The organism is Modicisalibacter xianhensis (genome assembly GCF_900113605.1).
Classification (GTDB): Bacteria; Pseudomonadota; Gammaproteobacteria; order Pseudomonadales; family Halomonadaceae; genus Modicisalibacter; species Modicisalibacter xianhensis.
Window position 1 is genome coordinate 162,611 of sequence record NZ_FOPY01000002.1, and the last position, 13,203, is coordinate 175,813.

The following is a 13,203-nucleotide window of genomic DNA, read 5'->3' on the forward strand; positions in this document are numbered from 1 at the left end:
CTCAACAGCAGCCCTCCTACGTGGAGGGCTGTGCAGCCTTAGAGCGCCCTACCGAATCTAAAGGAAGCCCGGTCATGCCCGTCTGTCGCCAGATGAGCATTGCACTGGCTTCACCCTTGCACGTGACCAGTTCGTCGCGACTCGCCACCAGCACCTCAGTGATACTTGGTCTGTCGAAACACTGGTCTGACAAGTTTCTTTCCCCAAGAAGCTATAGACCCACTTGTGCCCGCCGATATCTAGCTCCCGACGATAATAACTTGGAGCTACCTACTGTGACGAAGACGGCCACCAAAAAACGAATATCTTTCAACCTGCAAACTAAAATCCTCCTGCTGACATTAGTTCCACTGCTGTTGGTGACAAGCTCTCTTGTCGGCTTATCACTCCTTGAACGCATGGAAGACACCCAAACCAACCTGGCCGAACAGCGGGCCATGTTGATCGAAGCGCGCAAAAGCTCAGTGCGCAACGTGATCGAGACAGCCATGTCCGCGATCAGCCCGATCGTGTCGCAAGCCGGCCCCGATGATTCTGAAGCCCAACAGCGTGCTCGTGACGTGTTGCGTAACCTGCGGTTCGAGGGCGACAACTACGTCTTCGTCTATGACTATGACGGCACCAACCTGGTCCTGCCCCACCAGCCACAACTGGAAGGCACCGCCATGCTCGACAAGCAGGATCCCAGCGGGAAATATCTGGTCCGTGACATGATCAAGATTGCCAAAAATGGTGGCGGTTTTTACCAGTACGGCTGGCCGCACCCGAGTACAAAGCAGGTCGAACCCAAATTCTCTTATGCGGCCGGCATCGAGAAATGGGGCTGGCTGCTCGGGGCCGGTGTTTACGTAACCGATATCGACGCTGCCATGGCCGATGCCGAAGCCTTGGCTGCCAAGGAACTTCGTCAATCGATCTGGTCATCGGTACTGATTGGCATCGCCATGTTTATCGGGGTTGCCCTCGTGGCTGTCTTCCTTGTGCGCCGGGCCATCCTACCCATTCGTCGTATCGCCGAAGCCATGAAGGACATTGCCAGGGGCAAGGGCGACCTGACCCGCCGTCTGCATGCCGACAGCAATGACGAGGTTGGCGAACTGGCCCATCAGTTCAATGCCTTCGTCGAACGTATGCAAAACACCCTGCGTGAAGTCCGCACCAGCACACGAAGCGTGAATCGGGCTGCCGGCGAGATTGCCCAGAGCAGTGAAGAACTGGCGTCACGTACCGATCAAGCTGCGGCGAACCTGCAGGAGACCTCTGCGTCAATGGAGGAGATCACCTCGACCGTCAACCACAGTGCAGAGTCCGCCCAGCAAGCCAATCAACTGGTGCAGTCGACAGCCGACGTGGCTCGTCAGGGCGAAACGGCCATGACCCAAGTCGAGAAGACGATGAATGACATCAATTCCTCGGCAGCGAAAATCAGCGATATCATCACCATGATCGACTCGATCGCTTTCCAGACCAACATCCTGGCGCTGAATGCCTCAGTCGAGGCTGCACGTGCCGGCGAGCATGGTCGGGGGTTTGCCGTCGTCGCTCAGGAAGTCCGTACCCTGGCCAGCCGCTCGAGTGAAGCTTCCCGCGAGATCCGTGAGCTTATCGACACCTCATCCTCCCATACCCGTTCCGGGGCCGAACTTGTCAGGTCGGCAGGCCAGACCATGCATGACATCGTGGCGAGTGTGGCCCGAGTTACCGATGTCATCGCCGAGATCAGCGCGGGCGCCAAGGAGCAAAGCAGTGGCATCGGCCAGATCAATACGGCAGTGGCCGAGATGGATACCATGACCCAGCAGAATGCAGCCATGGTTCAGCAATCCTCTTCCGCAGCCAATGAGATGCGGGAGCATGCGCAGCGACTCAACCGCCTGATCAACTCGTTCGTGCTGGGCGACGACACAACAGGCATAAGCGACCGAGCAGCTCCAGCATTGCCGACCCGATCCGCTCCAGCCGCGAAGCACAACCTACCGGTTACGAAGCCAACCATGGCGAGCGAGGTTGAAGAGTGGGAAGCGTTCTGACAGCAGATAGGCGTGACAATAGGTAATAAGAATGAACCCGGTCTGTTATGACCGGGTTCATATTAGATGTCCCGAAAATCTTTGATACAGAGCAAGCGGCGATGCGGCGCACCTATCCGCTTGATTACATCCAGAAAATGGGCGGTAGAGCCCTGTGGGATGAAGCTTCTGGACGCTAAGCGATGATCTGCAGTCTGCTCTAAAAGCTCCGTCTCGATGCCCAATGACGCAGCAATGACGCGCTTGTGAACTAGAATGCTTACGCACGCCCGGAAAGCGGAATCCCCTCCTGGTGTTTCGCTCCCGCTCGGCCTTATTCAAGGACACCTTATATGCGCGTCTTTGCCAATCCTGTCGGCTCTGGTTCACTTTGGTTCGACAATCTCGCAACGGCCGACGGCACGCCGGTTGCCTACGATCCTCAGGCAAGAGCGTTCCTGGCCACGCCACCATTTTGTAGCAACCGTGACGTAATCAGCTGCAACTGGATCGCTCCAAAACAAGGCGCTTTCTGTCGTGCTTGCGCAATGACCGCGCTTGCTCCGGATCCGTCCATTCCCAATGCCATGCCCTACTGGGCCAAGACAGAAGCCGCCAAGCGCTGGGTCCTCGATAATCTTGGCCGCTGGAACTGGTTCCGGCCGGAAGATCCCGGCGTGGCCCCCGTGTTCCACATGCTCGCCGAAGGGCACACACCGGTTCCCATGGGGCATGTCGAGGGGGTAGTGACCATCAGCGTTGCCGAGGCTGACCCGGTTCTTCGCACTACGCGCCGCCAGGCCCTGGAGGAACCCTACCGGACCATGATCGGCCACATGCGTCATGAGATCGCGCATATGCTCTGGTGGCGGCTTAGCCTGCGTGCCGATTTCCTGGATGCCTTCCGTGCCATGTTTGGAGACGAGCGCGTGGACTATCGCGCTGCGCTCCAGCGCCACTACAATGATGGCCCGCCTGCCGACTGGAAGCAGCATTTCCTGACGACCTACGCCTCAGCCCATCCACACGAGGACTGGGCCGAAACCGCCGCTCACTTGCTGCACCTGACCGACATAGCCGACAGCTTCGTTGCCGCGGGCTTGTCCTCGCCCCAACTGCCGCATCCCAACTGGGACCCGTATTCGGAACCGGATGCCGCACGCCTGATCTATGTCGCAGCCGACCTCAGCATGGGCATCAATAACGTCAATCGTTCCATGGGGCTATCGGACATCTATCCCTTCGTGCTGTCGGATGTCTCCAGTCGCAAGCTGGCCTTCGTGCATGACTGGCTTCGTCGAGGAGCAAAAGGATTATGAGTGCAAACTTGCTAATTTAATGATTACAACTTCATTGCGGGTTCACATACAAAACAGTGGTTATGCTTTTCTGCGTTTTTCCTTGTCATGACCCATTCCCCCACAATGTTGTTTATGGATATGGTGCAGCGGTTGATGCTCAAAGCTCAGGCCGGGTTGAGATCGAGCATCTCACGAGCCTGCCGCCATGTAGCCACGGATCGCTCGTATTTCTCGCATAGCGCCACGGCGCGCTCGACCAAGGCTGCATTGGAAGGGGCCAGAGTATGGCGATCAAGGCGCACATTGTCCTCCAGGCCGGTGCGGGTATGGCCGCCGGAGGCAATAGACCATTCGTTTATTAGGTACTGGTTAGGGCCGATGCCGGCGCCACACCATTGAGAGCCCGGTGCCAAGCGTTTGAGAGTGTCGATGTAGAAGTCAAAAGTAGGCCTGTCCACCGGCATGGCGTTTCTAACACCCATCACGAATTGTACGTAGAGAGGTGGCTTGAGCTTGCCCTGCGAAGAGAGATGGACGGCCTGATGGATATGCGACAGGTCGAAAGCCTCAATCTCGGGTTTTACGTTGTATTTCAACATCTCATCAGCGAGCCACTCCACCAACTGGGGCGCATTCTCGTAGATTCGGTTGGGAAAATTGATGGAGCCCACCGCGAGGCTCGCCATATCGGGCATGAGCGGCAACATGCCGCCACGCTCCTGGCCGGCACCGGAGCGACCGCCAGTGGATAACTGGATAATCATTCCCGGGCAGTGCTTTCTCACCCCTTCCATTAACTTGGCAAATTTCTCAGGGTCAGAAGTGGGCGTCTGGTCATCATTGCGTACATGGCAGTGGACGATGGAGGCACCAGCCTCGAAGGCTGCCTGGGTGCTCTCGATCTGCTCCTCTACGGTGATGGGAACCGCAGGGTTATTTTCCTTGCGCGGTAGGCTTCCGGTGATGGCAACACAGATTATACAGGGAGTAGACATAAGGGCCTCATTTTACGCCATGGTACTGGCGCGGCAGGTTGAATTGTTATTTAGCGTGAGCCTAACGGATATTGTTAAAGGCTTCGTAGATACTAAACAGGCCTTTTTCAGCGCCTCGTGAAGCACGAACGGTAATATTGTCGGTCGACAAGAAGTCATCGGGAAATGAGATGAACGCCCTGCTTGTTAGCGCTCAAAGGCCTCCACCCCAGCCGCGGCGAGGCTTCGCATGTAATTCTCTCAAAAAACATTCCGGCGGCCGATCAGGTTCTACTGTAAAAAATCCGATCTGGTCAAAATCCTTGCGCCCCCTTCTACCCTTTACACCTCTTAACTGCTGACAATGCGTTTCAGCAAGCTGAGTGAGAATACATCTGCCTTGCTTATCAAGCGGGAAAGCACTCCAGACTATTCCCCTGGACTCCGTATCGGCATGACATATCTTCGTGCCAGCAATAAATAACTCCAAGAGGTGACTTCATGGACAAGGCTCGACTTAACGGAAAGAACTGCCTGATTACGGGTGCCGCGCGCGGCATGGGTGCCGCTGTTGCTGAGCACTATGCCGAACAGGGCGCGAATGTATGCGTAGCCGATTTGAACATTGAAGGGTGCGAGGAAGTTGCCAAGCGCATCAACAGCAGAGAGGGCGGCAAAGCCATCGCGGTCAAGCTCAATGTCACCGAGCGTGAGTCCATGAAGGCAGCAGTTGAAGCCACTGTCGAGGCTTTCGGCAGCCTCAATGTCATGGTCAATAATGCTGGCATCAACAAGCCGCTAATGTTCCTGGATATTACAGAGGAGAACTGGCACCAGATTATGGACGTCAACGCGCTAGGCTGCCTGATCGGCATGCAGGAAGCCGCCAAGCAGATGATCGATCAGGGCAAGGAGAACGGCCCCTACAAGATCATCAATGTCGGCTCCATTCTCTCCCGTCAAGCCTTCGATGATGTAGTCCCCTACTCCTGCAGCAAGCACGCCGTCCTGGCTATGATCAACGGCGGCGCCAAGGCGCTGGCCGACCACAACATCACCGTCAATGGCTACGGTCCCGGTGTCGTACGTACCGAGCTATGGGAGCAGCTCGACAAGGACCTGGTCAGTATTGGCAAGTTCGACAAGCAGGGCCAGTCCATGGACGAGCTCGCCGAAAAGATGATTCTGATGAAGCGCTATTCCTACCCCGAAGATGTGGTCGGCACGGCCTCCTTCCTGGCCAGCCCGGAGTCGGACTACATGACCGGCCAGTTGCTGATGATCGACGGTGGCATGATCATGCAGTAAGGCTACCGGCAATTCGGGGCTGGCTCAGTAATATCCCCTGTCGCGCATCACCCGATCGGCCCTGTCCTGTGCCATGGACAGGGCTTTCTTGATGGAGCGGCGCCCGTCCAGCACCTCGAATATCTCGTGCCCGGCAATGCTTATCACCTCCGTGATGCCCGGTACCGGGGGGCGTGGCCAGACCTGCAGGATGTCCTTTCTCGCCATGTCATCCACAATCTCGATCAGAGGGGACAGGGCTGAGACCTCCGGGTCCCGGCTGACACTGAAGCGCGGGGTCACCAGACTGCCATTGAGAATGTAGAGCTTGGACATGCTGGCCGAGGTCAGGTGACGAAGGGCCGTCCAGACATTCTCGGTCCGTTCCTCCGAGAGATTCGCCGGAATGGCCAGGGCATAGCCTCCGATAGGGGTAATTATGCGGCCATGGTTGCCGATCGGGTGCGGCAGGTAGCCGGTATTCCCCCAAGCCGGTGACTGCCGATCGAACTCGATGAGCGGGGCCAGCAAGGTATAGCAGTAGGCCATGCAGGCCTCGCCGGAGGCATAGGACTGGGCACGCTCGTACCACGCCATATGGAGGATGTTGGGGGGCGAGAACTTCAGGATGTCCAGCATGTACTCGCAGGCGCGGTAGGCGGCATCTGATTGAAACATTGGCCGCAGCTCCTCGCCGACTGCCTGCTGGAAGTCATAGCTGCCTTCGCAACGGCGAAGGTTGATGATCGGCTGACCGAACTTAGCCATCAGGAAACTGAAAGTATGGCCCAGCGGCGTGCCTCGCGCAGCGTTCCAGGCGATGCCGTAGCGCCCCTTGGCGGGGTCGTGCAAGCGCCTGGCCGCCTTGATCAGTTCCTCCGTCGTTTTCGGAGGCTCGAGTTGCGCTTGCTCGAGAATATCCTTCCGGTAACAGAGTAGCTCGGGCGTGGTCTGCAGGGGAATGCCATACTGTCGCCCAGCGTATCGCGTGCTCTGGATCGCCACCGGATGGAAGTCGGAGAGGTCGTAGGCATCGCGACGGATGAAGTGATCGAGAGGCTGCAGGATCCCTTTCGACGCCAGTTCGCCGAACCAGGGGAGGTCGCAGGCCACCAGGTCATAGCGCGACTTGATGCGACCGGCATTGTGAATGATCTCCTCTAGCAGCTCGTCTATCGATCGGGCGGAATTATGAATATCAAGGCCGAAGATGGATTCGAGCTGTTGCTTCAGGTTGTGCATCGCCATGAAGGTCGGGTCGGCATGGATGAGTCCACGCAGCCCGCCCTTCAGTTCGAGCCGTGCCGAGAGCACCGCCGGAGGCGAGATCACTCGAGCCATCTCGGCCGCGTCGAGGAAGATCCGTCGGCCGGTCTCCGAGGCGGGATTCACGCCGAACAGGGGGCCCAGAAGACCCTTGATCCGATTCGCATAGGCTTCCCACTCGGCGATCATTCTGGGCGAGGGGTGCAGCGATACCGTCTTGCCCGATTTCGTCCTGGGCCGTGAGAGGATCAGTCCACGCTTGATAATGCTCTCTATGCCGCGCTTGGCGGTGCCATAGGAGAGGCCGGAGGCATCCGCAAGGGAGGTGGGCGTCGTCAGACGGCCGGCCAGGTGGTTGCGCATGAGATGGATCATCATGCGCATCTCCCGGTAACCGTGGCTCATGGAGAGCGAGTGCTCGGTCTCCTGCTCGAACTGCTCGATGAAGTCAATGAAGCGCGAGAGCTCCGTGTTGGAGAGCTTCGGCATTGGGGGCTGGGACAGGCTGTCGTAGGGACCCTCCGGGTGGCTCTCGTCGAGGATCTCGCTCATCTCATATTCACCTCGGGGCAGAGAAACTCTCATACACAAAGATAGCGCCGCCTGACTCTTGTCGGCAAATGTGGCGGCCCCCAGCTACCCCCATCCGCTAGCGATCAGGCGTATGCCCAGCAGGATCAGCAAGCCCAGGATGAACCGGAAGAAGAGTTCTCCGTTCAGCCGCTTCTGTATGACCAGTCCCAGACGCACCCCCAGCCAGGCCACCGGGAACAGTAGCAGCGCGATGGTGAGATTCGTAACATTCAACAAGCCAAGCATGCCGTAGGGCACCAGCTTGACAAGATTGGTGGCTGCCAAGAAGACCACTGCAGTAGCAAGGAACTGCTCCTTAGTGAGTCGTCGCTGCAATAAATAAAAGTTGAGCGGTGGTCCTCCCGCATGGGCGATGAAACTAGTGAAACCGGCGATGCAGCCACTCAGCCCACCAACCCAGGTCGGCATTACCCGACCCCGGAAGGGCTTGAATAGCCCCCAGAGGGCGAACAGGATCGAGAACACCCCCAGCAAGACCTTGAGCAGGGCCTCATCGAAGCGGCCATAGGTTAGGTAGCCGACCGACACCCCCAACACCGCGGGGGGGAACATCAGCCATAGTACGGCCGCCACCCGGTGGCGCCACCAGGCCTTGAGACTGAAGAGATCCATCACGATCAACAGGGGCAGCATGACGGCCACGGCGAAGTTCGGGCTGGCCTTCAATGAGATCAGCGGTACCGCTACCACCCCGACGCCGCCGGCGAAGCCTGATTTCGAAATGCCGGTAATCAGCACGGCGATAATGATCAACACAATGAACTGCCAGTCGTACACCATGCAGCCCCCTGCCTCCTTACAGGCTAAAAAAAGAGGCCGTGGCGATGGCGATCACGGCCCAAGCGGAGGGTATCACTGCCCATGAATGCGCTTCTTTATAAAGTGCCCGGGAGCCCCGGAAGGCAGGGATCACAAGATGTCGCACACCTCGTCGAATGTGAAGCGATCCTGGCGCGGGAAGAGCGCCGAGGCGTCTCCGTAGCCCAGGTTACATAGGAAGTTACTCTTCACCTTGCCATCGGGGAAGAACTCTTCATCCACGGCGGCATTGTTGAAACCGGACATTGGCCCGGCATTCAACCCCAGCGCACGCGCGGCCAGGATGAAATAGCCTCCTTGGATGGAGCTGTTACGGAATGCCGTCGTGTTGATGAAGTCGGTCTTGCCCTCGAACAGAGACTTGGCATCCTTGTTGTGGGAAAACATTCGTGGCAGATGCTCGTAGAACTCAGTGTCGTAGCCTAGCACGGCCACTACGGGCGCCTTCATGGTCTTCTCTTGGTTGCCGGGGAGCAGTGCTGGCTTGAGACGCTCCTTGGCCTCCTGGCTTTTCAGAAATAATACGCGTAGGGGCTGGCAGTTCATGGAGGTCGGGCCGAAATGCATTAGGTGATACAGCTCGCGCAACTTCTCCTCACTGACCTCCTGATCTGTCCACACGTTGTGGGTACGTGCCTCGGTGAACAGGGTCTCAACCGCATGGTTATCGATGACAGTCATGTCGCTCTCCTCTTGCTGGATGGTTCTTTCGGGATGGCTTCGCCCTGCGATGCGACTAACGGCTTGCCTTCAGGCCAAAGTCGTATTTCAGATAGCGGAAGGGTACGTCCATTGATCGCCCATCGGGTGCCTGTCCTGGCGGCAGCGGCACATACTCCGCGACCAGGGAATCCTTGACGCCGAAGACTGCGTCGGAGTCGAGGTAGGGATCTTCTTCGGCGAAGACCTGGGTTACCAGGGTCTCGTAGCCCTCGGCCTTCAGCATGAAGTGCACGTGGGCGGGCCGGTAGGGATGCCGGCCGGTGATCTCCAGCATCTTGCCGACCGGACCGTCGGTCGGGATCGGATAGGGTGCGGGGGTCACTGTCCAGAAGGCATAGCGCCCCTGGGCGTCAGTAATAAAACGAGCCCGCAGCGAGGCGCTCTCGAGTTCCTTCTGGACGTCATAGAACCCTTCGCTGTCCGACTGCCAAACATCGACGATGACATTGGCCAGCGGCTCGCCGCGCGCATCATGCACCTGCCCCTCCACAAAGAAGGGCTCGCCCTCGACGTTCCAGTCGATCGACTCGCCCTGGACAGCCTCGGGCGGGTCAGCCACATAGAAGGGTCCCAGCACCGTGCTTTCCGACACCATGGGGTCTGAGGTCTGATGATTGATGGCATCGACCAGCATCGTCACACCCAGGGTATCGGAGAGCAGGATGAACTCTTGACGCTGGTCATCGCACATCTGGCCGGTTCGGGTCAGGAAATTGATGGCTTGGGTCCACTCCTGTTCAGTGAGTTCCACCTCACGGATGAAAGTGTGCAAGTGCCTCACCAGCCTGTTCAGCACGCTCTTCAGGCGCTCGTCACTGCAGCCAGCGAACTGTTCAATCACGGCGTCCGTGATGTTCTCGGCATTGAGATTTCGCATGGGGTTATTTCCTCTCTAAGGTCGGCAGCCCGGAGAGGCGCTCGGTGTGGTGGATCGTGGCGATATAGTCATCCCCACCGTGTCCCGTGCCGATCAGGGAGCTGTAGGCCTCGCGCATCTGAGCAGCCAAGGGCACGGCGACACCATCTCCGTGGGCACAGCCGAGGATCAGGTCCAAGTCCTTGGCCATCTGGGCGGCCGAGAAGGTAGAGGTGAAGTCACGGTCCTTCAGCGGCTGGGTCTTGTACTTGACCATCGGCGAACCCACGGCACTGTCGGCCATGAGGTCCAGCATTTCCTCCCAGCCGATGTTGCCCTTGCGGGCCATCGCCAATGCCTCGCCCATCATCCCTGCGCTTACCGCGATCATCAGGTTGATGGCCAGCTTGGCGTAGCGAGCCTGTTCATTATCACCGAGCCAGTACTGGGCCTTGGTGAAGGTATTCATCACCGGCAAGGCCTCATCCAGTGCCTCACGCGGACCGGAGACCATAGCCGACAGGGTGCCGGACTCGGCGGCGACCGGGTTGCCCGACACCGGGCTGCGCAGATAGGCAATGCCCCGCTCGTCGGCGGCGGCTGCCACCCTGGCGGAGGCCTCGATGCTGACGGTACTGGTCTCAATCAACACGCTTCCCGACGCCAGCTTCGCCAGCAGGCGTCCGGTTTCAAGCGTCAGGCCCAGCAACGCTTTGTCGTCGGGAACCGAGACAAAGACCAGGCGGCAGTCCACGACAGTAGAGGCCAGGTCCTCGTATGCGGTGATGCCGGCCTGCTCGGCCAGCGCCATCCGCTCGGCGCTCAGGTCGAATCCCTGCACGGGGTAGCCGGCTGCGGCGATCCGCGTCGCCATGGGCAAACCCAGCTTGCCAAGGCCAATCCAGGCTACCTTGGTGGTATTGGTGGTCATTGAGAGGCCCCCTCTTTTTTTTGCCGTGATTGAAGCTCGGCATTGATGCGGTGACCGGAGACTGCCAAGTGATTGATACCCTCCTCGACGCCTCCCAGCAGCTTGCCGTGTCGCTTGTGGAATTCTCCCGCCACCATGACGCTGTCGACGTTGGCGAGACTCGCCTGCATGACCACGGTCGATACCGGGTCATTGACTGGCTGCATGTTCAGACGGCCGCTGTCCAGCAGCACGATGTCGGCCTGTTTGCCCGGCGTCAGGCTGCCGATGCGGTCCTCGAGCCCGAGGGCGCGGGCACCGTCGACAGTGATCCACTGCAGCGCCTCGCGGGTGCGGATGGTCGAGGTGTCGGGTATCGAGCCCTGCTCCCGTCGCGAGGCATCGTTATCAAGCGCGCGCTGCATGCCCAGTGCCATGCGGGCGACGCAGAACATGTCACCGGAGATGACCGATTCGAGATCCACCCCCAGGGAGACGACACCGCCGTGTCGGCGAACGTGGCCGGTGATCGGGAAACCGTGACCTTGGGTCATCTCGTTCTCGGGGGCGATGGAGAAGGTCACGCCCTTCGCGCAGAAGCGGGCCAACTGGCTGTCGTCCAGGCTCTGCCCATGCACGATGTTGATATCCGGCCCCAGTAGCCCCTGATCCTCGATCACGTCCCAGCCTCCGGGGCTGACAGCCTCGCCGCCGCCTTGGTGCATTGAGGCCACCAGGCCGAACTCCTTGGCCAGTTCGAAATCGTGCAGGCTGACGTCAAGGGTGGAGTAATGCGGCCCGAGGATCGCCAGCCCCAGGGTCACGCGTCCCTCGCGGTCGCTCAGCGAGCCGGCGAGCAGTCGCTCGACCTCGCTGCGTGGATGGGGGATCTCGCTGAAGTGCGGCTGCCCCGGCTTGGGGTCCGGCTTGGGGGAACCATGGAAAAACAGCGCCCGAATACCGGACTCCTTGAGCCCGCGAATGGCCGCATCGGTATGATCGGGCGTGGGGTTGTTGTGGCACCAGTCACCCAGGGTAGTGGTTCCGCAGTTGAGCTGGTTAAGCGCACCCATACGGGTGGCGATGTAGATGTCATCTGGGGAGAACAGGGTCGCCAGCCCGCGATGCACATGGCCGAAGTACTCTAGCAACGTCCAGTTGGCGGCGACGCCGCGCAGGGCCGTCTGCCAGGTATGCATATGGGCATTGACCAGGCCGGGGATCAGGATGCCTCCCCGACAATCGACCACTTCGGCCCCCTCAGACGGCAGGTCCTGGCCAACTTGCAGGATACGATCGTCTTCCACCAGCACCTGGCCGTCGGCCAGATCACCAGTCTCGGGATCCATGGTTACCACAATGGCATTGGTCAGCAGGATCTTCATGCGTCGAGAACCTCCCTTGACGTTGGACGACGACCGGCAAAGGCATCACACAAGAGACGGTGGATGCCATCGGCCTCGATCTCGCGTGGATTCCAGTAGGGATTGCTCGTGGCGATCTCGGTCGCCCGGTCGATATCGCTCTCCTGCATACCAATGTCGGCCAGGGCCAATGGCGCCCCCACGGCGCGCGCCAGGTCATAGAGCCCACCGGCTGCATCGCTCGAGCCCAACGCCCGGGCGATACGTGCCATTGCCTCCGGGGCCGCCTCGGTGTTGTAGGCCACGGCGTGGGGAAGCACGATGGTGTGGGTCTCGGCATGAGGTAGGTCGAAGGAGCCGCCCAGGGTGTGGCAGAGCTTATGATGCAGCGACATCCCCACGGAGCCGAGGCAGGCACCGCACAGCCAGGCACCATAGAGAGCATCCGAACGAGCGTCTTGGTCCGAGGGATTCTTGGCGATCGCCGGCAGACTACGCGCCAGGGCGGCGATGCCCTCCTCCGCCATCAGCGAGACCACGGGGTTGCGGTCTTTGGCGTAGAGCGCCTCCACCGCATGGGCGATAGCATTGATGCCACTGGTGCCGGACATGCCGACCGGCAGACCCAGCGTCAGGTCGACGTCATAGATCACCACCTCGGGTAGTACCTTGAGGGTGCGCTGGGTCGTTTTAAGGCCGTCCCGAGTTTCCCCGAGAATCGGTGTCATTTCAGAGCCGGCATAGGTCGTGGGGATCGCCACTTGGGGCAGGCCGGTACGAAGAGCGATAGCCTTGCCGAGCCCAATGGTGGAGCCGCCGCCGATCGCCACGGTGCAGTCCGCATCGAATTCCTCGATATGGCGCATCGCCGCGTCGGTGACCTCGACCGGGGTGTGCATCCTGGCTTCGGCGAAGACGCCGGCCCCGAGCTCGCCCAGTTTGGCGAGTACCTCGCGAGCCTGGCCTGCCTGCTCGGGCGTTGCCAGGACGACTGCACGGTGGCAGCCTAGCTCACGGACCTCCTCGGCGATTCGGGACAGGGTTCCTTGTCCGAAGATAGCGCGTGACGGCAAGCCATTATAAATGAAGGGCTTCATGAT

11 protein-coding genes are annotated in these 13,203 nt (G+C 59.5%); 3 read left to right on the forward strand and 8 right to left on the reverse strand.

The genetic code is table 11. The features are described 5' to 3' along the window. Positions 1-275: 275 nt before the first annotated feature. Both BM194_RS02620 and BM194_RS02625 read left to right on the forward strand, forming a co-directional pair. Positions 276-2,030 (forward strand): methyl-accepting chemotaxis protein, encoded by a 1,755-nt coding sequence (locus BM194_RS02620; RefSeq protein ID WP_244890857.1) that lies wholly within the window; start codon positions 276-278, stop codon positions 2,028-2,030. 332 nt (positions 2,031-2,362) lie between these two features. After that, positions 2,363-3,328 (forward strand): zinc-binding metallopeptidase family protein, encoded by a 966-nt coding sequence (locus BM194_RS02625; RefSeq protein WP_092843355.1) that lies wholly within the window; start codon positions 2,363-2,365, stop codon positions 3,326-3,328. Between the two features lie 146 nt (positions 3,329-3,474). On the opposite strand, the gene BM194_RS02630 is transcribed toward BM194_RS02625, so the two are convergent. Continuing rightward, a complete protein-coding gene (locus tag BM194_RS02630) occupies positions 3,475-4,305 on the reverse strand; it encodes a 3-oxoadipate:acetyl-CoA acetyltransferase (protein WP_092843357.1) in 831 nt (276 codons plus the stop codon). Positions 4,306-4,785: 480 nt separating this feature from the next. Here BM194_RS02630 and BM194_RS02635 point away from each other — a divergent pair, with 480 nt between their 5' ends. Next, positions 4,786-5,592, forward strand: a complete 807-nt coding sequence (locus BM194_RS02635) for an SDR family NAD(P)-dependent oxidoreductase (RefSeq protein WP_092843359.1) — start codon at positions 4,786-4,788, stop codon at positions 5,590-5,592. A gap of 24 nt (positions 5,593-5,616) precedes the next feature. Here the strand turns inward: BM194_RS02635 and BM194_RS02640 are convergent, their stop codons facing one another. The 7 genes from BM194_RS02640 to BM194_RS02670 all read right to left on the reverse strand — a co-directional run bounded on the left by BM194_RS02640 (position 5,617) and on the right by BM194_RS02670 (position 13,200). Then, entirely contained in the window at positions 5,617-7,389 is a 1,773-nt protein-coding gene (locus tag BM194_RS02640; RefSeq protein WP_092843361.1) for an ABC transporter substrate-binding protein, read from the reverse strand. A gap of 84 nt (positions 7,390-7,473) precedes the next feature. After that, positions 7,474-8,211 (reverse strand): sulfite exporter TauE/SafE family protein, encoded by a 738-nt coding sequence (locus BM194_RS02645; protein ID WP_092843363.1) that lies wholly within the window; start codon positions 8,209-8,211, stop codon positions 7,474-7,476. A 129-nt stretch (positions 8,212-8,340) separates the two neighbouring features. After that, positions 8,341-8,931 carry a malonic semialdehyde reductase gene (locus BM194_RS02650; RefSeq protein WP_092843365.1) on the reverse strand — a complete coding sequence of 197 codons (591 nt, stop codon included), beginning with the start codon at positions 8,929-8,931 and terminating at the stop codon, positions 8,341-8,343. 55 nt (positions 8,932-8,986) lie between these two features. Next, positions 8,987-9,850, reverse strand: a complete 864-nt coding sequence (locus BM194_RS02655) for an intradiol ring-cleavage dioxygenase (protein ID WP_092843368.1) — start codon at positions 9,848-9,850, stop codon at positions 8,987-8,989. 4 nt (positions 9,851-9,854) lie between these two features. Beyond that, complete coding sequence (locus tag BM194_RS02660; RefSeq protein ID WP_092843370.1) at positions 9,855-10,760, reverse strand: NAD(P)-dependent oxidoreductase; 906 nt, start codon at positions 10,758-10,760, stop codon at positions 9,855-9,857. Further along, entirely contained in the window at positions 10,757-12,124 is a 1,368-nt protein-coding gene (locus BM194_RS02665) for an amidohydrolase family protein (RefSeq protein ID WP_092843372.1), read from the reverse strand. Before BM194_RS02665 ends, BM194_RS02660 begins: the two co-directional genes overlap by 4 nt. After that, a complete protein-coding gene (locus BM194_RS02670; RefSeq protein WP_092843374.1) occupies positions 12,121-13,200 on the reverse strand; it encodes a maleylacetate reductase in 1,080 nt (359 codons plus the stop codon). Before BM194_RS02670 ends, BM194_RS02665 begins: the two co-directional genes overlap by 4 nt. Positions 13,201-13,203 lie beyond the last annotated feature (3 nt).

What these genes read in the sequence shown, in the direction of transcription:
- BM194_RS02625 (WP_092843355.1), top strand. Translation starts at nt 2,363, where the DNA reads ATGCGCGTCTTTGCCAATCCTGTCGGCTCTGGTTCACTTTGGTTCGAC.
- BM194_RS02630 (WP_092843357.1), bottom strand. Translation starts at nt 4,305, where the DNA reads ATGTCTACTCCCTGTATAATCTGTGTTGCCATCACCGGAAGCCTACCG.
- BM194_RS02635 (WP_092843359.1), top strand. Translation starts at nt 4,786, where the DNA reads ATGGACAAGGCTCGACTTAACGGAAAGAACTGCCTGATTACGGGTGCC.
- BM194_RS02640 (WP_092843361.1), bottom strand. Translation starts at nt 7,389, where the DNA reads ATGAGCGAGATCCTCGACGAGAGCCACCCGGAGGGTCCCTACGACAGC.
- BM194_RS02645 (WP_092843363.1), bottom strand. Translation starts at nt 8,211, where the DNA reads ATGGTGTACGACTGGCAGTTCATTGTGTTGATCATTATCGCCGTGCTG.
- BM194_RS02650 (WP_092843365.1), bottom strand. Translation starts at nt 8,931, where the DNA reads ATGACTGTCATCGATAACCATGCGGTTGAGACCCTGTTCACCGAGGCA.
- BM194_RS02655 (WP_092843368.1), bottom strand. Translation starts at nt 9,850, where the DNA reads ATGCGAAATCTCAATGCCGAGAACATCACGGACGCCGTGATTGAACAG.
- BM194_RS02660 (WP_092843370.1), bottom strand. Translation starts at nt 10,760, where the DNA reads ATGACCACCAATACCACCAAGGTAGCCTGGATTGGCCTTGGCAAGCTG.
- BM194_RS02665 (WP_092843372.1), bottom strand. Translation starts at nt 12,124, where the DNA reads ATGAAGATCCTGCTGACCAATGCCATTGTGGTAACCATGGATCCCGAG.
- BM194_RS02670 (WP_092843374.1), bottom strand. Translation starts at nt 13,200, where the DNA reads ATGAAGCCCTTCATTTATAATGGCTTGCCGTCACGCGCTATCTTCGGA.